20 protein-coding genes and 1 pseudogene are annotated in these 21,330 nt (G+C 74.5%); 13 read left to right on the top strand and 8 right to left on the bottom strand.

The annotated features are described in order from the left end of the window. Positions 1–111 precede the first annotated feature (111 nt). On the top strand, positions 112–597 hold the full coding sequence (locus L3i22_RS32335) for an FxsA family protein (protein ID WP_221321278.1): 486 nt from the start codon (positions 112–114) through the stop codon (positions 595–597). 42 nt (positions 598–639) lie between these two features. Then, positions 640–1,602: a diacylglycerol kinase family protein gene (locus tag L3i22_RS32330; protein ID WP_221321277.1), complete on the top strand. Its 963-nt coding sequence runs from the start codon at positions 640–642 to the stop codon at positions 1,600–1,602. Here L3i22_RS32330 and L3i22_RS32325 read toward each other — a convergent pair. Next, the gene (locus L3i22_RS32325; protein WP_221321276.1) at positions 1,584–2,615 is read right to left on the bottom strand and encodes a glycosyltransferase; all 1,032 of its coding nucleotides are present in this window, start codon (positions 2,613–2,615) and stop codon (positions 1,584–1,586) included. The two genes, L3i22_RS32330 and L3i22_RS32325, sit on opposite strands and share 19 nt — an antisense overlap. Further along, the gene (locus tag L3i22_RS32320; RefSeq protein WP_221321275.1) at positions 2,612–3,718 is read right to left on the bottom strand and encodes a glycosyltransferase; all 1,107 of its coding nucleotides are present in this window, start codon (positions 3,716–3,718) and stop codon (positions 2,612–2,614) included. Before L3i22_RS32320 ends, L3i22_RS32325 begins: the two co-directional genes overlap by 4 nt. 295 nt (positions 3,719–4,013) lie before the next feature. On the opposite strand from L3i22_RS32320, the gene L3i22_RS32315 reads away from it, so the two are divergent. The 6 genes from L3i22_RS32315 (at position 4,014) to L3i22_RS32290 (ending at position 9,033) form a co-directional block, all read left to right on the top strand. Continuing rightward, positions 4,014–4,691: a response regulator transcription factor gene (locus L3i22_RS32315; protein WP_221321274.1), complete on the top strand. Its 678-nt coding sequence runs from the start codon at positions 4,014–4,016 to the stop codon at positions 4,689–4,691. An 89-nt stretch (positions 4,692–4,780) separates the two neighbouring features. Continuing rightward, entirely contained in the window at positions 4,781–5,998 is a 1,218-nt protein-coding gene (locus L3i22_RS32310) for a cytochrome P450 (RefSeq protein ID WP_221321273.1), read from the top strand. Between the two features lie 11 nt (positions 5,999–6,009). Then, the gene (locus L3i22_RS32305; RefSeq protein ID WP_221321272.1) at positions 6,010–6,207 is read left to right on the top strand and encodes a ferredoxin; all 198 of its coding nucleotides are present in this window, start codon (positions 6,010–6,012) and stop codon (positions 6,205–6,207) included. Further along, a complete protein-coding gene (locus tag L3i22_RS32300; RefSeq protein ID WP_221321271.1) occupies positions 6,204–7,349 on the top strand; it encodes an NAD(P)/FAD-dependent oxidoreductase in 1,146 nt (381 codons plus the stop codon). Before L3i22_RS32305 ends, L3i22_RS32300 begins: the two co-directional genes overlap by 4 nt. Continuing rightward, the gene (locus tag L3i22_RS32295) at positions 7,346–8,170 is read left to right on the top strand and encodes an SDR family oxidoreductase (RefSeq protein ID WP_221321270.1); all 825 of its coding nucleotides are present in this window, start codon (positions 7,346–7,348) and stop codon (positions 8,168–8,170) included. Before L3i22_RS32300 ends, L3i22_RS32295 begins: the two co-directional genes overlap by 4 nt. 143 nt (positions 8,171–8,313) lie before the next feature. Beyond that, the gene (locus L3i22_RS32290) at positions 8,314–9,033 is read left to right on the top strand and encodes a spermidine synthase (RefSeq protein ID WP_221321269.1); all 720 of its coding nucleotides are present in this window, start codon (positions 8,314–8,316) and stop codon (positions 9,031–9,033) included. Here L3i22_RS32290 and L3i22_RS32285 read toward each other — a convergent pair. Beyond that, complete coding sequence (locus L3i22_RS32285) at positions 9,003–9,785, bottom strand: helix-turn-helix transcriptional regulator (RefSeq protein ID WP_221321268.1); 783 nt, start codon at positions 9,783–9,785, stop codon at positions 9,003–9,005. The two genes, L3i22_RS32290 and L3i22_RS32285, sit on opposite strands and share 31 nt — an antisense overlap. 55 nt (positions 9,786–9,840) lie before the next feature. Between L3i22_RS32285 and L3i22_RS32280 the strand changes: the two genes are divergently transcribed. Next, the gene (locus tag L3i22_RS32280) at positions 9,841–10,827 is read left to right on the top strand and encodes a zinc-binding dehydrogenase (RefSeq protein WP_221321267.1); all 987 of its coding nucleotides are present in this window, start codon (positions 9,841–9,843) and stop codon (positions 10,825–10,827) included. 50 nt (positions 10,828–10,877) lie between these two features. Beyond that, positions 10,878–11,306 (top strand): nuclear transport factor 2 family protein, encoded by a 429-nt coding sequence (locus L3i22_RS32275; protein WP_221321266.1) that lies wholly within the window; start codon positions 10,878–10,880, stop codon positions 11,304–11,306. Positions 11,307–11,349: 43 nt separating this feature from the next. Here L3i22_RS32275 and L3i22_RS53865 read toward each other — a convergent pair. Then, positions 11,350–12,324, bottom strand: a pseudogene (locus L3i22_RS53865) (acyltransferase family protein); the annotation flags it as partial. Continuing rightward, a complete protein-coding gene (locus tag L3i22_RS32270) occupies positions 12,321–13,346 on the bottom strand; it encodes an alpha/beta hydrolase (protein ID WP_221321265.1) in 1,026 nt (341 codons plus the stop codon). The gene L3i22_RS32270 and the pseudogene L3i22_RS53865, both read right to left, overlap by 4 nt. Positions 13,347–13,470: 124 nt before the next feature. Here L3i22_RS32270 and L3i22_RS32265 point away from each other — a divergent pair, with 124 nt between their 5' ends. From L3i22_RS32265 to L3i22_RS32255, 3 genes are all read left to right on the top strand, one after another. Continuing rightward, positions 13,471–14,643: a sensor histidine kinase gene (locus L3i22_RS32265; protein ID WP_221321264.1), complete on the top strand. Its 1,173-nt coding sequence runs from the start codon at positions 13,471–13,473 to the stop codon at positions 14,641–14,643. Next, entirely contained in the window at positions 14,640–15,308 is a 669-nt protein-coding gene (locus L3i22_RS32260) for a response regulator transcription factor (protein ID WP_221321263.1), read from the top strand. Before L3i22_RS32265 ends, L3i22_RS32260 begins: the two co-directional genes overlap by 4 nt. Positions 15,309–15,369: 61 nt before the next feature. Continuing rightward, positions 15,370–16,092, top strand: coding sequence for an FkbM family methyltransferase (locus tag L3i22_RS32255; protein ID WP_221321262.1), 723 nt, complete (start codon positions 15,370–15,372; stop codon positions 16,090–16,092). 6 nt (positions 16,093–16,098) lie between these two features. On the opposite strand, the gene L3i22_RS32250 is transcribed toward L3i22_RS32255, so the two are convergent. The 3 genes from L3i22_RS32250 to L3i22_RS32240 form a co-directional block, all read right to left on the bottom strand. Beyond that, positions 16,099–19,860, bottom strand: a complete 3,762-nt coding sequence (locus L3i22_RS32250; RefSeq protein ID WP_221321261.1) for a WD40 repeat domain-containing protein — start codon at positions 19,858–19,860, stop codon at positions 16,099–16,101. Beyond that, entirely contained in the window at positions 19,857–20,219 is a 363-nt protein-coding gene (locus L3i22_RS32245) for a hypothetical protein (protein ID WP_221321260.1), read from the bottom strand. Before L3i22_RS32245 ends, L3i22_RS32250 begins: the two co-directional genes overlap by 4 nt. 118 nt (positions 20,220–20,337) lie before the next feature. Beyond that, complete coding sequence (locus L3i22_RS32240; protein ID WP_255657332.1) at positions 20,338–21,321, bottom strand: hypothetical protein; 984 nt, start codon at positions 21,319–21,321, stop codon at positions 20,338–20,340. Between the last annotated feature and the right edge of the window lie 9 nt (positions 21,322–21,330).

Genomic DNA, 21,330 nt, shown 5'->3' with positions numbered 1-21,330 from the left:
GAACGGTCGGTCGAGGTCGACGAGCGGTCGTCGCGGCGGGCCGAGCGGTCGCTCGGCGTCATGCGATGATCACCGAACGTCGATGCCGGCGGGGATGGCAGGATGTCGACCATGCACAGTGGTGTTTCGTCGAGGCCGGCCGTGCTGCTGACCGCGGCCGGCACGGTCGTGGTGGTCGGGTTCCTCGAGATCTCGACGTTCCTCGCGGTGGTCCGCATGATCGGCGTGACCTGGGCGCTCCTGGCGCTGATCGCCTGCAGTGCGGCCGGCCTGCTGCTCCTGGTCCGCGAGGGGGTCACCGGCCGGCGGCGGCTGCGGACCGCCGGGGCGCAGGGCCGGCCACCGGGACCGGCCGTGGTCACCTTCGTCGTCGGCCTGTCCGGCGCCGCCCTGCTCGCGCTGCCGGGATTCTTCACCGCGGCGCTGGGCCTGGTCCTGCTGCTGCCACCGGCCCGCGCGCTGATCCGCCGGACGGTGGAACGCTCCAGCGTGGAGCAGGGCGACGGCGACCTGTTCGGGCCGCGCCGGGTCCGGGTCCGGGTCGGCAAGCCACGTCGGCCGTCCGACCCGGCGGACCGGGCGCTCACGGTCGATTAACACCGGGACTGCCCGGCGGCCGTCCTGGGTAAGGGCGAGGGCATGGACACCCCGCTGCGGTCAGCTGTCGTCGTCAACCCGGTGAAAGTGCCCGATCTGGACAACCTGCGCCGGACCCTCACCGAGTCCCTGCCCGGCTGGCCCGAGCCGATCTGGCTGGAGACCACCGCCGAGGACCCCGGCGCCGGACAGGCCGCCCAGGCGATCCGCGACGGTGCCGAGCTGGTCTTCGTCTGCGGCGGGGACGGCACCGTGATGGCCTGCGTCGGCGCGCTGGCCGGCACCGACGTGGCGCTCGCCGTGCTGCCGGCCGGCACCGGCAACCTGCTCGCCGCCAACCTCGGGCTCGGCACCGACCTGGCCACCGGCATCGAGGTGGTGCGCCAGGGCGGGCGGCGGCGGATCGACGTCGGCTGCGTCGGCGAGCAGAGCTTCGCGGTGATGGCCGGCATGGGCTTCGACGCGCAGATGCTGGACGCGACCAACGACACCGCGAAGAAGCACGTCGGTTGGCTGGCCTACGTCGCCGGGGCGGTCAAGCACCTGCGGGACCGGCCGATGCGGGTGACGATCTCATTGGACGACGGGCCGGCGTTCACCCGGCGGCCGCGGACCGTGATCGTCGGGAACGTCGGCCGGCTCCAGGGCGGCATGCGGCTGCTGCAGGAGGCCGAGCCGGACGACGGGCGCCTCGACGTCGCCGTGCTCAGCCCGCGCAGCCTGCGGCACTGGGCCGCGCTGGCCTGGGGAGTGCTGCGCCGCCGGAGCTCGGTCCCGCGGATGGAGACGTTCACCGCGGCCACCGTGGCGATCCGCAGCAGCCGGCCCCAGCCGCGGCAGCTCGACGGCGACCTGATCGATCCCGGCACGGAACTGCTGGTCACCGTACGGCCGAAGGCTCTTCTGCTCTGTGTTCCGCGACCCGAGACCGACCCGGACCTGGCGCACGACGCGAAAGCGGTGGCCCGGGACGCCGACGGGATCCGTCAGGCCACCAGCGCCTGACGACGGGCGAGCTGCAGGGTCGAGACGAGCGCGAGCGTCGACTCGGCCCCCTGGTTCAGGTTCGGCCCGTCCGGGGTGAGCCCGTCGTAGCCGCCGCCGGTCTCCTCGTCCCACATCACCGCGCCGCCGTCGTTGGCGCCGAGGAACCAGTCGACGGCCTGCCGGACGCCCAGGTGCCAGCGGTCGTCGCCGGTCAGCTCGGCCGCGGTCGCGCAGGCATCGGCGAACGCGGCGACCTCGATCGGCTGCTGGTCGTACCGCAGCCGCGGGGTGCCCTGCCGCCAACCGGCCGCGGGCAGCGCCGAGAGCCGGCCGTCGACCACCTGGATGTCGCGCAGCCAGCTCAGCATCCGCAGGCCGGCGACCCGCAGGCCGTCGTCGCCGGTCAGGTGCCCGGCCGCGAGGACCACCTCGGCGAGCGCGGCGCTGGCATAGCTCAGTGACGGCGTCGGCCAGGGCCAGCGCGGGTCGGCGCCGGGCCGGCCGATCGCCGCGGCGGCGTCGATCAGCAGGCCGGTGGCCAGCGCGTTGCCCGGGTCGGCGCGCAGCACCTCGACGGCGCCGAGGCCGGCGAAGGCCATCGCGTGCGGCGCGGGGGAGCGCCGGGCGGCCCCGGCCGTGAACGCGACCAGGGCGTCCGCGCGGATCCGGTGCGCCGGGCCACGGGCGGCCGCGGTGCCCAGCCCCCACAGGGCGCGGCCCCACCAGTCACCCAGCTGCGGCTGGTCGGTCCAGCGCCGGTCGTAGCTGAGCCGGTTGTGGAACGCGCCGTGCTCGTCCTGCGCGTGCGTCAGGAAGGCCAGGTAGCGCTCGGCGAGCTCGAGCACCTCCGGCTCCGGGTCGGGTTCGCGGCAGGTCACCACCAGGCCGCGGGCGACGTCGTCGACGCAGTAGCCGTGCGCGCGCCGGGGCACGGCGTGCCGCGCGTGCTCCAGCAGGCCGGTGTCGTCGGTGAGCCGGCGCAGGTGCGCGAAGCCCGCCGACGCGACCGGAACGGGAACGGTTGCCGTCACGCGGGCGCGCCGACCGGGACCGGGGTCCGCGCGGCGATCAGGCGGGCGGCCAGGGCCTCGTAGCGGGCGGTCACGGCGGGCCAGCGCGGCACGGTGCCGTCCGGGCGCTCGGCGGCCGGGGTGGGCCGGGACAGCACCTTGCGCAGCGCGACGGAGAGCGCGCGCGGGTTCTGGTGCGGCACGACCAGGCCGGTCCCGTCGCTGAGCAGCTCGACCGCGTGCGGGAACGCGGTGGCGACCACCGGGACTCCGGCGGCGACCGCCTCGATCAGCACGCCGGAGGTCACCTGCTCGACCGAGTCGTACGGCAGCACCACCACGTCGGCCGAGCGGATCAGGCCGCTGAGCGTGGCCGGGTCGAGGTAGTCCGCCTCGAAGCGCACCGACTGCGCCAGCCCGAGCTGGGCGGCGAGCTGGTGCAGGCCGGCCCGGTACGTCTCGCCGTGCCGCTCCAGCACCTTGGGATGGGTGCGCCCGGCGACGGTGTAGACCGGGTCGAGCTTGCCCAGGTGGGCCATCGCCCGGATGGCCCACTCGATGCCCTTGCCCGGCCCGAGCAGACCCCAGGTCAGCATGTGCGGCCGCGCCGTGCGGGCGGCCGGTTCCGCGGTGTGCTCGGCGGCGCCGTGCGGGATGATCGACACCTTGGCCGGGTCGACGGAGTACCCGGCCAGCAGCCGCTCGTGGGCGGTGGCGGTCATCGTGACCGCGGCCCCGGCGACCGCGACGATCTGCTCCAGCAGCGACTTCTGCCGCGGCGTCGGCCGGCTGAGCACGGTGTGCAGCACGACGATGCTGGGCGTGGACAGCCGCCGCATCAGCCGCAGCACGTCCGCGCCGTCGGCGCCCGGGTAGATACCGTACTCGTGCTGGATGATCGCCACGTCGAAGCTGTTCAGCGCGTCGGCGGCGGCGCGCCAGCCGCCCTCGGCGCGGGTCGCCCAGGTGTGCGTCACCTCGGGGCCGGCCGGGCTGGTGTCGCCGGGCTCGACGACGCGGACCACGCCGGTGTCGGGCAGCCCGGCGGCCAGGGCGGCGTTGAAGCTGGCGAGGCCGCAGAAGGTCGGCGGGTGCGTGCTGAGGAATCCGTAACGCGTGGCCATGTGTGTGGTCTGCCTTCAGATAAGGGGGCGTGCGATGGCCCGGGAGCAGAAACGGCGGGAACACCAGGCCGGGTCTGGGGCCGGAAGCGATGAAGGAGGACCGGATGACCGACGGCAAAAGGCCGGTGCGGCGTACGCCGTGACACGGCGCTACGGTCAGTCGCGGGCCCAGTCTACCCGCGGACCACCCGCGGCGGGCGGCGCCGAAGAGTGACGGGGATGATGGTATCGACATACCCCGATGCCGACCGGGTGCCGGCCGGGGGACGGGTCGCGGCCGGAGTGAGGTGACGGGGTGTCCTTCCCAGCGATGGCGGAGCCGGACGTGCTGGTCGTGGCGCCGGAGCCGGACCTGCGGGCCGAGCTGGTCGCGGACCTGACCGGCGGCGGCTACCGGGTCACCGCGCTCGCCACCGGCGCGGCGGCGGTCCGGGTCCTCGACGAGCGGGTGATCGATCTGGTCGTGGTCGACCGGGACACGCCGGATCTGGCCCGGCTGGGCCGCCAGCGCTCGGCGTTCCCGGCGCGCCCGCCGGTGCTCTGCGTGACCGCCTGCGAGTTCCTCGGCGAGCTGGTGCCGGTGCTCGGCACCCGGGTGGAGGACTACGTCACCAAGCCGTGGCGCGGCCCGGAACTGCTGGCCCGCGCCCAGGTCCTGCTGCGCGACCGCGGCCCGGCGGACGTGCTGCGGCACGGCGACCTACTGCTCGACGGGGCCACCCGGCAGGGCTGGCGCGGCGGGCGGGCCCTGGAGCTGACCCCGGCCGAGTACCGGCTGCTGCGGCATCTGCTGCGCAACGCGGGCCGGGTGCTGTCCAAGGGGCAACTGGCCCGGCAGGTCTGGGACGAGCCGCGCGCCGACGCCACCGTGGACCGGCTGGTGTCCCGGCTGCGGCGCAAGGTGGACCGGAGCGGGCCGGCGCTGATCTTCACGCATCGGGGGCTGGGCTATCGGCTCGGGTTCGGCCGCTGAGGCCGTACCGTTGTCCGGGTTTTGTCCGGAAGCTTTGTTTGCATGGTTTTCAGCAGTTTTCGTGGCGCAGGCACAGCCCGAGGAGACCCATGTCAGACACCGTCGACGTACCCGAGTACCCGGCCGTCCGCGAGTCCCGCTGCCCGTTCGCGCCGGCCCCGGTCATCCGCGCGATGACCAGGGCGGACGGGATCGGCAAGGTGCGGATCTGGGACGGCAGCACGCCGTGGTTCGTCACCCGGCACGCCGACCAGCGCGCGCTGCTCAACGACCCGCGGATCAGCATCGACGAGAAGCGCGCCGGGTACCCGCACATGACCCGGGGCCGGGCCGCGGGGGCGCCGCACCACCCGGATCTGATCACCAACACCGATCCGCCGGAGCACACCCGGCTACGCCGTACCGTCAACGGCCCGTTCATGGTCAAACGCGTCGAGGCGCTGCGCCCGCGGATCCAGGAGACGTTCGACAGCCTGGTCGACGACATGCTCGAAGGACCTAAACCCGCCGATTTGGTACGAGCGATCGGCCTGCCGGTGCCGACACTGGTGATCACCCGGATCCTCGGCGCGCCGTACGAGGACCACGAGTTCTTCCAGGCCAACAGCACCGCGGCGATCAGCCACGAGTCGACCGCCGAGCAGACGCAGGCGGCCAGCCGGGCGCTCGGCGGCTACCTCGCGGCGCTGTTGCAGAAGAAGATGGCCGAGCCGGCCGACGACGTGATGTCCGAGATGGGCGGCCGGGTCAAAGCCGGTGAGATGACCTTCGAGGAGGCGGTCATCATGAGCTCGGCGATCCTGATCGCCGGCCACGAGACCAGCGCCAGCATGATCTCCCTGGCCACCCTGGCGCTGCTGCGCGAGCCGGAGCAACTGGCCCTGCTGCGCGAGCGGAGCGACGACCCGAAGTTCGTCGCGAACGCGGTCGAGGAGCTGCTGCGCTACCTGACCATCGTGCACTCCGGGATCCGGCGGATCGCCGACGAGGACATCGAGCTGCGCGGCACCACGATCCGGGCCGGCGACGGGATCATCTTCGAGCTGGCCGGGGCGAACTACGACGAGCGCGAGTTCCCGGACGGCGAACGGCTCGACCTGACCCGGCCGGCCCGCTCGCACCACGCGTTCGGCTACGGCCCGCACCAGTGCCTCGGCCAGTCATTGGCCCGGGTCGAGCTGCAGGTCGCGTACGGCACCCTCTACCGGCGGATCCCCACGCTGGCCCTGGCCGTGCCGTTCGAGGAGGTGCCGTTCGCGATGGAGGGCGTCGCCTACGGCCTCAAGTCACTTCCGGTCACCTGGTAAGGGAGACGATCATGCGAGTCGAGTTCGACGAACCGAAGTGTGTCGCGGCCGGACAGTGCGCGATGATCGCCCCGGACGTCTTCGACCAGCGCGACGAGGACGGCGTCGCGATCGTGCTGGACGCCGAGCCCGGCCCGGAGCACGCCGCCGAGGTCCGCGAGGCCGCCGCGGTCTGCCCGGCCGCGGCGATCCGCCTGGTCGAGCCGTGAGACGGATCGTCGTGGTGGGCGCGTCGGCGGCCGGCCTCTCGGCCGCCGAAACCCTGCGCCGGGAGGGCTACGACGCGTCGCTCACCCTGATCGGCGAGGAGATCGAATTACCGTACGACCGTCCGCCGCTCTCCAAACAGATCCTCGCCGGTGAGTGGGCCGCCGAGCGGCTCGCCCTGCGCACCCTGGACCAGCTCACCGCCCTGCGGCTGGACCTGCGCCTCGGCGTGCGGGCCGTCGGGCTGGACCCGGCGGCCCGGATCGTCCGGCTCGGCGACGGCACCGAGGTCCCCTACGACGGGCTGATCGTCGCCACCGGCGTCCGGCCCCGCCGCCTGGCCGGCGACGGCGGACACGTGCTGCGCCGGGTGACCGACGCGCTCGCCCTGCGCGAACGGCTCGCCCCGGGCGTGCGCCTGGCCGTGGTCGGCGCCGGCTTCCTCGGCGCCGAGTGCGCCGCCGTGGCCCGCGGCCTGGGCTGCGAGGTCGTCCTGCTGGAACCGGCCCCGGTCCCGCTCGCCCACGCGGTCGGCGAGCGGGTCGGCCGGGTGCTGTCCGCGGCGCACACCGAGCACGGCGTCGACCTGCGGACCGGCGTCGCCGTCACGGCGATCACCGGCGACGGCGTGCAGCTGGCCGGCGGCGAGCGGGTGACCGCCGACGAGGTGCTGGTCGCGATCGGCTCGCGGCCCAACACCGAATGGCTCGAGAGCAGCGGCCTGCCGGTCGACGACGGGCTGATCTGCGACGAGTACAGCCGGGCCGCGCCGGACGTCTACGCCGCCGGCGACGTGGCCCGCTGGCACAACCCGCGCTACGGCGTCGCGATGCGGATCGAGCACCGTACCAACGCCGCCGAGCAGGGCCTGGCCGCCGCCCGCAACCTGCTGCACCCGGGCGCCGGCAAGCCGTTCGCGCCGGTGCCCTACTTCTGGTCCGACCAGTACGACCTGAAGATCCACGCGTACGGCTACCTGCGCGGCCACGACACCGTCGAGATCACCGAGGGCGACCTCGGCGAGCGGCGGTTCCTGGCCACGTACCGCAGAGCCGGCCGGTTGGTCGGCGTGCTCGCCGCCGGCCTGCCACCCAAGGCCCTGCGCCCGTGGCGGCAGGCCCTGCTCACCCAGGAGGAGTCATGACCGGGCCGGACGTCGTCGTCATCACCGGAGCCGGCGGCATGGGCCTGGCCGTGGCCCGGCGCCTCGGCGGCGGGCGCACGATCCTGCTGGCCGACGCGGCCCCGGCCGCCCTGGACCGGGCCGTCGGCGACCTGCGCGCCGCCGGCTACGCCGCGACCGGGCAGCTCACCGACGTCTCCGACGCCCGGTCGGTGGCGACGCTGGCCGAGACCGCGGCCGGCACCGGCCGGCTGGCGGCGGTCGTGCACACCGCCGGCGTCTCGGCGGCCACCTCGACCGTCCGCACGATCCTGGACGTGGACCTGCTCGGCACCGCCCACGTCATCGACGCGTTCGAGCCGGTGGCGACCCGGGGCACCGCGGTGGTCTGCGTCGCCAGCATGGCCGGGCACGTCGCCCGGCTGACCGAGGACCAGGAGCGGGGCCTGGCCACCGCGCCGGCCGCGGACCTGCTCGCCCTGGACGTGGTCGCGGCGGCCGCCGACGCGCCGCCGGTGCAGGCGTACATCCTGGCCAAACGCGCCAACCAGGTCCGGGTGCAGGCCGCCGCGCTGGCCTACAACCGGCGCGGCGCCCGGATCAACACGGTCAGCCCCGGCGTCATCGCCACCCCGATGGCCCGGGCCGAGCAGGACGGCGAGTCCGGCGCGCACATGCTGGCCACTCTGGACGCCTGCGGCATCGGCCGGCCCGGCACCCCGGGCGAGCTGGCCGAGGTGGTCGCGTTCCTGACCGGTCCGGACTCGCTCTACCTGACCGGGACCGACGTGCTGCTCGACGGCGGCCAGGCCGGCTGGCTGCGCTGGCACCGTCCCCGATAGCGGTCGTCCCTGGGCACCTGCCGTCCCCGGATCGGAGGATCACCCGGCGGGCGGAGGATGCGCGGCGCCCCGGCACGACTAGGGTCGGCGGCGTCGCGCATCATCGGCCAGCCGGCGCGATCCACCGCCCCGGAAGGACACCCATGCGATTCGCCGAACTCGGCTTCGCCTCGACCCACATCGGCGAGATCAGCCTGCGCCGGCGCCTGGAGCCGATGACGAAAACCGACGTGTACGAGGTCAAGCTCGGCGACGAGTACCTGATGTCCAGCATGTTCACCGTCGCCGAGGAGGAGCTGGCCCGGCTCGGCCTGGGCGCCCTGCCGGACCGTCCCTGCGACGTGGTCGTCGGCGGCCTGGGCCTCGGCTACACCGCGCACACGGTGCTCGCCGACCCGCGGGCCCGGTCGCTGACCGTGGTCGAGGCCCTGGAACCGGTGATCGACTGGCACCGCGAGGACCTGATCCCCGGCGGCCGGGCGCTGACCACCGACCCCCGGGCCACGATGCTGCACGGCGACTTCTTCGCCCTGCTGCGCGACGGCGCCGGCTTCGACCCGGCCGACCGGGACCGGCGCTTCGACGCGATCCTGGTCGACATCGACCACTCGCCGGTCAACGTGCTGAACCCGGCGCACGCCGACCTCTACACCGCCACCGGCCTGACCCGGCTGGCCGCCCGGCTGCACCCGGGCGGGGTGTTCGGCCTGTGGTCCGACGACGCGCCCGACGAGGGTTTCCTGGCCCTGCTGCGGCAGTGCTTCGCGACCGCGGCCGCGCACGTGGTCACGTTCGCCAACCCGCTGACCGCCGGCCGGTCGGCCAACACCGTCTACGTCGCGACCACCGACCCGCTGCGGTAACGGCCGGGCGTGGTGCCGACCAGCGCGGTGAACGCGGCGATGAACGCGCTCGGGTTGGCCCAGCCGCAGGCCCCGGCGACCCGCACCACGTCGTGCCCGTCGGCGAGCAGCACCAGCGCGTGGCAGATCCGCAGCTGGGTCCGCCACTCGTAGAAGGTCATCCCGAGCTCGTCGTGGAAGAGCCGGCTGAGGGTCCGGGCGCTCGCGCCGGCCGACCGCCCGAGGCCGGCCAGCGCGGTGGTGTCCGCCGGGTCGTCGTAGAGCCGCCGGGCGATCGCCCGCAACCGGTCGTCGCGCGGCTCCGGCAGCTGAAGGGGCTGCTCCCGGGCCTCGCGCAGCTCGTCGATGAGCACCCGGCGCAGCCGGCCGGTCGCCGCGCGGTCGCGCTCGTCCGCCCCGGTCAGCGCCAGCAGCACCTCCCGGGCCAGGCCGGAGACCAGGAACACGGCCGGCCGCTCCGGCATCAGCCGGGCGAGCGACGCCGGTAGGAACACGATCCGCATGTCGGTCTCGCCGTGCGCGCGATGCCGGTGCGCGACGCCGGCCGGCGTCCACCCGACCCGGTTCGCCGGCACGATCGAGGTGCCGCGCGCGGTGTGCACCGACAGCACGCCCCGCGCGGCGTAGACCAGGTGCCCTCGCGGATGCGCGTCCTCGGCGCTGATCGCGCCGGACGGCCACAGGTGCGCGCCGCCGGACGGCCAGATCCGCGAGACCGGGCCGTCCTCCGATGCTTGGCGGCCAACGGGCATGGGTTGGCATTCTAGCGGTGGCCCGCCGCACCCGGCCCGGCGAAGAGTTGCCGCCATGACGACGATGCGTGCGGCGGTCTGTGTGCGGGCGGGCGGCCCGGAGGTGCTGGAGATGCAAGACCGGGAGATTCCCGACGTACGGGACGGCTGGAGTCTCGTACAGGTGAAGGGTGTCGGTCTCAATCGGTCTGAACTGCGCACGCGGCAGGGCCATTCGCCGGGCGTGACGTTTCCCCGGGTGCTCGGCATCGAGTGCGTGGGCGTGGTCGCGGTCTCGACCGACCCGGACCGGCCCGCCGGGACGACCGTCGCCGCGGTGATGGGGGAGATGGGCCGGGCCTTCGACGGCGGCTACGCCGAGTACGCGCTGCTGCCGAACGCCCTGCTGATGCCGGTCCGCACCCGGCTGCCGTGGGAGGTGCTGGCCGCCCTGCCGGAGACCTACCTGACCGCGCGCGGCTCGCTGGACGTGCTCGGCCTGCCCGAGGCGCCGGGACGCCTGCTGATCCGGGGCGGGACCTCGTCGGTCGGGCTGGCCGCCGCCGCGCTCGCCGCCGCCCAGGGGATCGAGGTCGCGGCCACCACCCGGCAGCCCGGCAAGGCCGCGGCCCTGACCGCGGCCGGCGTCCGGCACGTCCTGATCGACGACGGCGGCTCGCTCGCCGGCCGGATGCACGCGATCTGGCCCGGCGGCCCGGACCACGTGCTCGAACTGGTCGGGGCACGGACCGTGGCGGACTCGCTGCGGCTGGTCCGCCGCGGCGGGACGGTGTGCGTGAGCGGCTCCCTGAGCGGATGGGCGTTGCCGGACTTCGAGCCGATCGCGGCGATCCCGTCCGGGACCCGGCTGACCGCCTTCCACAGCGGCACGATGACCGGCCGGGCCGGCGCGGCGGCCCTGCGGCGGGTGGTCGCCGCGGTCGAGGCCGGCACCCTGCGCCCGGCGGTCGACCGGGTCCTTCGCCTGGCCGACGTCGTCGAGGCGCACCGGCTGATGGAGGCCGACGAGGTCACCGGCAAGCTGGTCCTGCTGCCCGGCTGACCGGGCTAGGGTCGTGGTGACCCACGCCCGGCCAACAGAGGGACACCGTGATGGATGCCGATTCGTCGATCCGGGCCGCTGTCGTGGCGCACTGGCGGGCCTCGGAGGCCGGCGAGATCGAGGCCGAGCACGCGATCTACGCCGCGGACGCGATCCTGGACTATCCGCAGTCCGGGGAGCGATACCGGGGCCGGGCGGCGATCGTGGCGCAGCGCGGCGGGCATCCGGCCGACCGGCACTTCACCGTGCGGCGGATCTCCGGCAGCGGCGACCTCTGGGTGAGCGAGGTGGTGATCACCTACGACGGGGTGCCGACGCACTCGGTCAGCGTCATGGAGTTCGCGAGTGGTCACGTGGTGCACGAGACGCAGTACTTCGCGGATCCGTTCGAGGCGCCGGCCTGGCGGGCGGCGCTGGCCGAGCCGATGCCGGACGGTGCTCCCGGGGATGGAAGACCGAGCCCAGCGCCGCCAGCGTGAGGGCGAGGACCGGCAGCCAGAGCAGGCGGTGCACCGGCCAGTCGCCGGTCGGCTCGTCGAGCAGTCCGGGCAGCCGGCCGGCGAGCTGAGCCGCGAACGTGACCAGCAGCAGGGCGCTCTGATGCCAGCAGTAGACGGTCATCGCGACCAGGTTCAGCCCGGCGGCCGGCGCCCAGCATCGCGGCCGCCGCAGCCACCCGGCCAGCCGGGGCCGCACCAGCAGGAACACGCCGAGCTGGGCCGCGGCCAGCGCCAGCGCGAACAGCGACGGCGGGTCGAGGTTGGACCAGCCGTCGCCGGGCACGCCGACCGCGCTCGCCGGGTAGCCGGCCAGCCGGACCAGGGCGATGCCCCCGGCGACCCCGGCGAACACCAGGGCAGGGCCGGTCCACCGGGGGAGACGGCCTTCGGCCAGGGCGATGCCCAGGACGTACGGCACGGCCCACCCCACCACCGTGACCAGCGAGAACGTCATGCCGTGGTGGCGGCACACGTCGCTGACCGCGACCACCGCGACGAGCGGCAGCACCGGCCAGAGGCCCCACCGGGCGACGGCGGCCCGCAGCGGCCCGGCGACCGCGGTCAGGAACACGAAGACCAGAAGAAACCAGAGCGGATGTACGAGCAGCGCCGTGACCAGCCGCCGGGTGCTCTCCGGAGCGCCGCTGAGCCGCAGCAACCCGAGAGCCGGCAGCCACACCGCGGCCAGCACCGCGACCGGCCGGACCAGCCGGGCGAGCCGGGCGACCAGGCCGGGCCGGGCGCGCGCCGACGCGTACCCGCCGGCGAAGAAGAACAGTCCCAGGGTCTGCAGCACCCAGCTGACCGGGATCAGCGCCGGCCGGTCCTGCAGCGGGCTGGCGCCGTGCCACACCGCCGGCCGGTACGGGTCGCTCACCACCGCGGACACCAGCCAGTGCCCGAGGACCACGCCGAGGATCGCCACCGCCCGCAGCGCGTCCACGGTCCGGTCCCGGCCCGCCGGGGTGGCCGCCTCGATCCGCGCGACCAGGCTCATGACCCACCACCGGCGATCGCGGCCAGCGCGGCCAGGGAGTCGGTGCCGGGCGCCAGGTAGTGATCGTGATCGGGCACGTCCGCGGTGGCGAACACCCGGGCGCCGAACCCGGCGGCGGTCGGTCGCGCCCCGTGGCCGAGGCCGGCCACCCGGACCGCCGGCACCCACCGGACCCAGTCCCGCGCGCTCTGCCCGGCCCAGATCCGGGCCCCGGTGCCCAGGTCGGCGGCGCGGTCCACGCCCATCCCGGGGCTGGCGAACACGGCGATGTCGGTGACCCGGGCCGGGAGCCGGGCGGCGGCGCGGCCGATCACCGTCGAGCCGTAGCTGTGCCCGAACAGCGCGACCGTGGCCTCCGGCCGGACCGCGAGCAGGCCGTCGACCAGCCGGATCAGCGCGGCGGCGCCGGCGCGGGCCAGGCCGTCCCGGGCGCCCTCGGCGACCCCCTGCGGGGTGTCGTAGCCGAGCCACGCGATCACCGCGACGCCGCTGCCCGCGGCCCGTTGCAGATCGGCGGCCTGCAGTGCGGTGGAGCGATACGACCGGCCGCCCACCCCGGTCCAGAAGTTCGCCAGCCGGTTGCTCATGCCGGGCACCAGCACCACGATCCGGCGCGCGGTGGCCAGGTCGCCGAAGACCTGGGCGATCCGGCCCCGGCCGCGCGGATCGAACAGCAGGTAGTCGCCGGCCGGATGATCGAAACCGGACGCTCGCATGGCCCGCTCGTTCGCGGCGTACCGCAGTTCGACCGGCGCCCCGTCCAGGTTGCCCAGCACCGCGGGGAACTCCGCGACCAGGTCGCGCCGCTCGGCCGGGGAAGCCGCGGCCAGCCGGGCGTGGACCACGGCCGGCTCGGCGGTCACCGGATCGGGCAGGGCGCGCCGGTCGGCCCGCCACGCGGCGGTGCCCGCCGGAGGCAGGGCCGGGGCGGTCGTGGGTGCGGCGAGCGCGGTGCCGGCGGACGGCGTCACGATGATCGCGGTGATCGCCAGCACGGCTCGGAGCCGTTTGTTCAGGACCATGCCGCACAAGGTGCCGAAACCACCGCACTGTCCACATCGGCTCGTGGTTCACACCGGTCTACGCCCGGGGATGTAAGACCGTGGGCCGATGCCGGGGCCGTTCCGCGTCGATACGATCGGCCGCATGCCCGCTCTTCGAAAGTGCCTGGGCAGCGTGTTCGCCTGGTTGGGCGCGCTGCTGTTCCCGGCCGGCCTGTTCCTCGCGGTGGTCGTGCCGGCCGGCCCGATCGTGCTGCAGGCGCCGGCGATCGTGCTGGCCCTGCTGATGCCGATGCCCCTGCTGCGCCGGGCGCCGATCCCGGCGCTGCTGCTGTTCCTGGTCGGCGGGACGGCCGTGCTGCTGGCCGTCCACAACGAGGCCTTCGTCCTGGCGCTCGCGATCGTCCTCGCGGTCACCGCCGACATCATGGCCGGCAAGGTGGCCGCCACCAGGTCGCGGCGGGTCTCGATCCCGGCGGCGGTGGTGGTGGCCGCCGCCGAGTTGCTGCTGCTCTTCGTGATCAACCAGCCCGGCACCGGGCTGACCGTGGCTACCGCGCTGTTCCTGGCGGTCATCACCGCGTGGGTGATCGGGAACTCGGTCCGGCAGCGCCGGCAGTACGCCGCCGCCCAGCGGGATCAGGCCGAGGCCCGCGCCGTGCAGGCCGAGCGGCTGCGGATCGCCCGCGAGCTGCACGACATGATCGCGCACAGCATCGGGGTGATCGCCGTGCAGGCCGGGATGGGCCGCCGGGTGATCGACACCCAGCCGGCGGAGGCGCGCGCCGCCCTGGCCAACATCGAGGACACCGGCCGGGAGACCGCGGCGGCACTGCGCCGGATGCTGGGCACGTTGCGGCGTACCGATGCGCAGGCGGCCCCGGCCAGCCGCGAGCCGGCGCCGGGGCTGGATGATCTCGAGGGTCTCGTCGCCCGGACCGCGCAGGCCGGCGTCCGGGTCGACCTGCGCCGGCTCGGCGAGCGGACGGCGCTGCCGCCGGACATCGACCTGTCCGCGTTCCGGATCGTCCAGGAAGCGGTCACCAACGTGATCCGGCACGCCGGCACCGGCCACTGCGACGTCGCCGTCCGGGAGGATGCCGGGGTGCTCACCATCGAGGTCACCGACGACGGTCGCGGCGGGACCGGGCTCGGCGCCGGCTACGGCATCCCCGGCATGCGGGAACGCGTCAGCCTGCTGGGCGGGGATTTCGCCGCCGGGCCGCGCGACGGCGGCGGCTTCGGGGTCACCGCGACGATTCCGCTGCCCGCGACCGGCCCGGCCACCCTCCGCGCGGCGGAAATGCCGGCCTGGTGAGCGTCCGGGTGGTGCTGGCCGACGACCAGCCGCTGATCCGCAGCGCCCTGCGGGTGCTGATCAGCGACTCCGGTGATCTCCTGGTGATCGGCGAGGCGGCGACCGGCGCCGAGGCCGTCCGGCTGGCCCGTGAGCTGCGGCCGGACGTGGTGGTGATGGACATCCGGATGCCGATCATGGACGGCATCGAGGCCACCCGGCACATCCTGGCCGGCCCGGACCCGGCCCGGGTGCTGATCCTGACCACGTTCGACGACGACGAGTACGTGTACGGCGCCCTCCGCGCCGGCGCCAGCGGTTTCCTGGTCAAGGACATGGCCCTGGACGACATCCTGGCCGCCGTCCGGGTCGTCGCCGGCGGGGACGCGCTGATCGCGCCGAGCGTCACCCGCCGCCTGATCGAGCAGTTCGTCGACCGCCCACCGGAGCCCGCCACCACCGCGGTGCCCCGGCGGACGTCGGACGGGATCACCGGGCGGGAACGCGAGGTGCTGACCCTGGTCGGCCGCGGCCGGTCGAACGCCGAGATCGCCACCGACCTGCACATCAGCCCGGCCACCGCCAAGGCGCACGTGGCCCGCCTGTTCACCAAGCTGGACGCCCGCGACCGGGTGCACCTGGCGATCCTGGCGTACCAGATGGGCCTGGTCGCGGTCACGGATTAGCCCGTGGGCTTACGTCCGCGGGCCGATTCGCCGGGCGCCGTCGCCGCCTAGCGTGCTCAGGGTGATCAATGCCGCCGCCCGGGCGCTGTCCCGGCACACCCGCTACCTCGACGACGAGTTCCACACCCTCGGCGGCCTGGTCCGCCCCGGCGACGTCTGCCTGGACGCCGGCGCGGCCGCCGGCCTCTACACCCAGGCGCTGTCCCGGCTGGCCGGGCCGACCGGGGTGGTGCACGCCGTCGAACCACTGACGTTCTCGCACCCGTTCTGGTCGCGGGTCCTCGGCGCCCGGCGCCGGCCCAACGTGCACCACCACGCGGTGGCGCTGGGCGCGCGGCCCGGCCGGGCCGCGATGCGCGTGCCGTACACCCCGCACGGCCCGGCCACCAGCCGATCCTTCCTGGACTGGCAGAGCCACGGGGTCGGCTCCAACGCCGAGTTCGACCGGCACGAGGAGATCCTGGTCGACGTCGAGACGATCGACGGCCTGGTGAAGGGGGCCGGCCTGACCCGCCTGGACTTCATGAAGATCGACGTCGAGGGCGGCGAACTGCACGTCCTGCACGGCGCGTCCGCGACCGTGGACCGGTTCCGGCCGACGATCTTCATCGAGATCGAGGCCCGGCACACCGACCGCTACGACTACACCCCCGCCGACATCGTCGACTGGCTCACCGCCCGCGGCTACCGCATGCACGCCTGGCACCGCGGCTGGAAACCGACCGACCTGGTCTGCGCCCACGCCAACAACTACCTGTTCCGGGCTGCGGATCCGGACCGCTGACGATCGCTACCACAACCCGGCACCCGGGCTGGGCGCCCAGATGGTCAGGGTGTTGTCGTAGCTCGCCGTGACGATGCGGTGCCCGTCCAGGTGGGGCATGGTCAGCACCGCGCTGACCGGCCCCATGTGGCCGTGGAACTCGGCGAGCGGAGTGTCGTCCTCGGGATCCCAGACATGCACCGAGCCCAGGTAGTCCCCGGCGACGACACCGCACAGCCCGTCGATGCCGGGCAGCAGGGCGAGCGCGGTCACCCCGGACCGAAATTCTCTGGACCGAGCGAGCCGGGCGGTGCAGCCGTCACCCCAGAAGTCCCAGTCGAGGTCCCAGACGTTGAGGTGACCGCGGTCGGCGCCGGCGTCGCTGTGCCCGGAAACGATGCGGTGCCGGCCGTCGGCGCCGGGCAGCACGGCCAGGGCCGTCACTCCGCCCGCCTGGCCCGCGAACTCCTCGATCACGTCGCCCCGGTCGGCGTCGGCGATCCGGATCGTTCCCTCGCTGTCGCCGGACACGATCCACCGGCGGCCGTCCGCGTCGAGGACCGAGGTCAGCGCCGTCACTCCGCCGTGGTCGTAGGCGTATTCGCCCGGCTCGGTCTGGGTATGCGGATCCCACGTGCGAACCGAGCTACGGCGGGACTGGAATCGGCCCGCCTGCCCGGACACGATCCGGAAACCGTCGCCGGGGGCCGGGATCGCGGTCAGGGCCATGATCCCGCCGTCCTCGCCGGGGAACTCGGCGACGTGGGTGTCGTCATCGACGTTCCAGACCGTCAGGGTGCCGATGTCATCGAAGATCTCGTTGCTGTCGCCGGAGACGACATGGGTCTTCCGGCCCGGCCCGATCGCCGCCACCAGCGCCGAAATTCCATGATCGTGCCGGGCCAGGGCGGCGACCTGAACCTGCCGGTCGGGGTCCCACACGCGCACCGACCCACCACCGTCGCCGGAAACGATCCGGTAGCGGTGGCCCGGGGCGGGCAGCAGAGCCAGGGCCGTCACCCCACCGTCGTGGCCGACCAGATCCCGGACCTGGACACTGCTGTCGGGATCCCACACCCGCACCGACCCGGTACCGTCACCGGAGACCACCCGGTGCCGCCCGTCCTGAGCCGGCAGCACGGCCAGCGCGCCGACGCCGAGCCGGTGACCGGTCAGCTCGGCCGACCGGACGCCGGTCTCCGGATCCCAGACCCGGACGGATCCGTCCCGGTCCGAGAATCCCTCGCCGTCGCCGGAGACGATCCATCGCCGGCCGTCCGGGCCGGGCATGAAGGCGAGAAAACCCACCCCGCGGCCGTGCGCGTGGAACGTGACCGGCGGGACGTCGCTGCCGGGTTCCCAGATCCGGATGTCACCTCGGCCGTCGCCGGTCACGATGCGGTGCCGCGGATCCGGGCCGGGCAGGATCGCGAGTGCGGTCACCCCACCCTTGTGCCCGGGCAGATCGGCCACCTGGGTGCCGTGTTCGGGGTCCCACACCCGCACCGTGCCGTCGTCGCCGAAGTCCGAGCCGCGGTCCCCGGACACCAGGTGATGCCGCCCGTCCCGTGCGGGAATCGTCGCCAGCGCCGTCACCCGGCCGTGGCCCGTGAACTCGGCGACGCACTCGCCTGCCTCGAGATCCCATACCTGGATGGGCCCGTCGTCCTCGGACCACACGTCGTCATGGCCGGACACCAGATGTCGGCGCCCGTCCGGCGCCGGCAACGTCGTCAGCGCCGTCACCCCGCCACGGTTATCGGTGAACTCGGCGATCCGCGCGCCGCTGGCCGGATCCCACACGGTCACCATCCCGTCGGTGTCGCCGGAGGCGACGAGATTTCCGCCGTCGGCGGTGGGCAGCATCGTCAGAGCCGTCACGGTGGCGCGGTGCTCGCGAAACTCGGCGAGCCGGGTGCCGCTGTCGGCATCCCAGACCCGGATCGCGGCATTTTTGGCACTCAGAGTCCGCTGGTGAGCGGAGATGATCAGCCGGGCGCCGTTCGCGGCCGGGACCACGGTCAGGGCGGACACGCCGCCCTGATGGCCGGCGAGCGTCCGATGTGTGGTGCCGGACCAGATCGCCGCCTCGACATGCCAGGACCATCCGGGGTGGGCCGCGGCGAGGGCACGCACCAGGTCCGTGCAGCGGGTCTTGCCGGCCCAGATGTGCAACCACCAGGCCCGCCGGTCCGGGGACCAGGCGGGCCAGTCGCTGGTCGCCGCCGCCTCCAGCGCGGCGGCCGCGGCGATCGCGGCGCGATCGGACAGGGTGTGCCGGTAGCGCAGGATGTGGCCCTGGGAGCAGGTGAGGAGAAATCCGGGATCGGTCATCAACCCGTCGAGAACCCCACCGCCCGCCGCGTGGGCGGGGAGTTCCAGGCGGGTGTAGTCGTCGGTGGCGTCCCAGTCCCGGCGGCCGGTGACCGGGCAGGCCGCCGGCACCAGCCAGGCGGTGAGCAGCCGATGCGCCGTCGCGCGCGCCAGGGCGAGTCGTTCCGTGAGGCCGGCGTCCACGGGCGCGGCATCGCCGTCCGGATCGCCGGCGAACAGATCCCGGAGACTCTGATGCCGGACCTGATAGGTCGGTGCCCGATCAGGTCCGGCGAGGACGTCGAGGAACGCCCGGGCGGACCCGTTCAGCCAGTCGGTCAGCCGGTCCCGGGCGGCCGGGTCGCCCATGATCCCGGCCAGCTCGACGCTGGTCAACGGGCGGGTCGCCGAGGTCAGCAGGGCCAGGGCGGGCAGGTGGACGCGGTCCCAGTCCGGGTGGGCCGACCAGCGCTGAACCTGCAGCTCGTAGAAGCCCCGCAGCCGTCCCGGCAGGGACGACACGTCGGCCGGCGGCCGGATCCCCGCCCGGATCTCGTCGAGCACGTACCGGAGGTAGATCCACACACCGCCGCATCTCCGCAGCAGCGCCGACGTGAACGCTTCAGCGTTCACGCCGTGCCGGGCGAGGACCGCGGTCAGGGCGGCGTCCCGGTGCGCTGCCGGCGCCTCCCGGTCGAGTCCGGCGGCCGCCCGGAGGTAGGCCGCCATGTCGGCCAGGTTGCTGTCGCTCGCCACCTCGATCTGGGACCAGCCCACCCGCAGCGGATCCCGCAGGGCGACCAGTGGCAGTCCGTATCGGCTGGTCGCGACGATGTGCACCCCGGAGGGCAGCGCGTCCGGGGCCGGTAGCCCCAGGGGGATTCCGGTGCCCATGCCCGGCGCGTCCGGCTCCGCCTCGTCCAGGCCGTCGATCACCAGCACGATCGGCGGCCGCTGCTCCGGTGGGCAGGCCGCGTCCCGCGCGGCCGCGGCCGCCCGGATCACCTTGGCCAGCCAGTCCGGGCGCAGGGCGGCGGCGGGAAAGGCGTCCCCGGGGGTGAACCGGTCGGCCAGACCCCAGCCGCCGATGAGCTGGGCCGCGAGGCTCTTCCGCGCCTCGACCGGGTTACGGGCGCCGCCCTCGATGCGGGTGAAGTGATGGACGCACGGGCGGGTCCAGACCAGGTGGGCCGCCAGCGCGCTCTTGCCGACGCCGGCCTCGCCGCGGACCACGATGTATCCCCGGTCCTGTCGGCCGATCGTCTCCTCGATCGTCGCGACCAGGGCCTTCCGGCCGTGGAATCGGGACAGCTCCAACTGGTCGGCCAGCGGTGCGGGGTCGAAGATCGCATCCTGCACCGAGTCGAACGTGCCGGCCACGACCCGCACGTACATCGGCCCGGTGTGGACCGTCCCGCTGATGTCCCGCCCGGCGACCACCGCGCCCGGCGCGACCTGCCAGTTGCCGGCTCTCATCGGCCGGTCGTACCCCGCCCGGTGGTGTCGATCTCGGCTCCGGCGGCGATGTCCCGCCCGGCGACCACGGCTCCGGAATCCACCTCGGGCGGCGGCTGGACCCCGGTGCCGGCCGGCGCCGAGCCGTCCGTCCGGACCTTGCCGGCGATGTCCCGGCCGGCCACGACGGCCCCGCGCCCGATCCGGCGGGCCGCGGACCCGGTCGCCAGCCAGCCGGCCAGCACCGCGCCGGCGACGGTGCAACCGGCGGCCGCGACCCACCACAGCCGGCCGCCGTGCAGCTCGTTGATGACCGCACTGTTGACGGCGGCCAGCGTCACGCCGGTTGCCGAACCCCAGACGAGCCGGCGATCGGTCACGGATCATCTCCTTGTCGCAGCGCACCTCATGAGCACAGGGTGATCGCGACAATACTTCCCGGCCGACCGGCCCGCGGCAAGACGTCCGGTCCGTCCACGGCCGACGGACGTGCCCGGATCAGCGGGGCGGGGGCTCGTACGTCTGGTGCAGCTTGCGCAGGGAGCGGACCGCCGAGCGGATCTCCTGCAGATAGCGTTCCGGCCCGAAGCTCTGCTCGGAGTCCAGGCCGACCGTGTCGACCGGGCAGCCGTACGGCAGGTTCAGCAGCCGGATCGCGTCGGCGTGCTGGAACGGCACGTAGATCGGTGACGTGACGATCAGGACGGCGTCACCGGGGCCCGGGCGGTGCTCGCCGGCCCAGAAGCGGTAGGTGTCCGAAGTGTCCGCCCGGCGCAGCTCCGGCTCGGCCGACGGCGCGGCCAGCACCTGGACCGTTGTCGCCCCGGCCGCGGCCTGGATCGTTGTCGCGCCGGGCGCGGTGAAATCGGTGATCGACCAGGAGTCGTGGCCGGCCGGGCCGGTGGTGCCCCGGTGCTCGACCGGCTCGCCCAGCGCGAAGCTCGCCCGCAGCCCGGCCCGCATGGCGTCCACCTCGGTGACGCAGCCGGCCAGTCCGGGCGTGGCCAGCTCGGTCTCGTGCAGCGGCCGGAAGCTGCCGAGCCCGGCGACCCGGGGCGAGCCGACGGCCCCGGAACGCCACAGCCGGGCGGCGTAGTCGGCACGCTGCAGGCAGGTGGCGCCGAGACCGCCGAGGACCAGCAGGTGGGTGTACTCGCGCCGGCTCGGCGGGTGGGCGGTGACCAGGCCGAGCGCGGTCGCCGCGCGGTCGATGGCGGCGAGCACCGGCGTACCGAAATCCTGGGGGTCCATCATGTGTCGTTCCAGGCTGCCTCGGCGGAAGTCCCAGTGGGCGCCGGAGAAGTCGTCCAGCCAGGCGAGCAGCTCGGCGGTTCCGCCGCCGGGCAGCCGGCCACCGGACGCCGCGACGAGCTCCCGCAGCGGCGCCGAGGTGATCCAGTCGCGGATGCCGCCGGCCAGGTCACCGGGTGGGCTCGGCGGCAGGGCGACCGGCCGCGCGGTCGTGTTGTCGTCCAGATGCACACGACGATC

The organism is Actinoplanes sp. L3-i22, assembly GCF_019704555.1.
Taxonomy (GTDB): Bacteria; Actinomycetota; Actinomycetes; order Mycobacteriales; family Micromonosporaceae; genus Actinoplanes.
The sequence above is the reverse complement of the archived record's forward strand: the minus strand, read 5'-3'. Positions and strand labels throughout refer to the sequence as shown.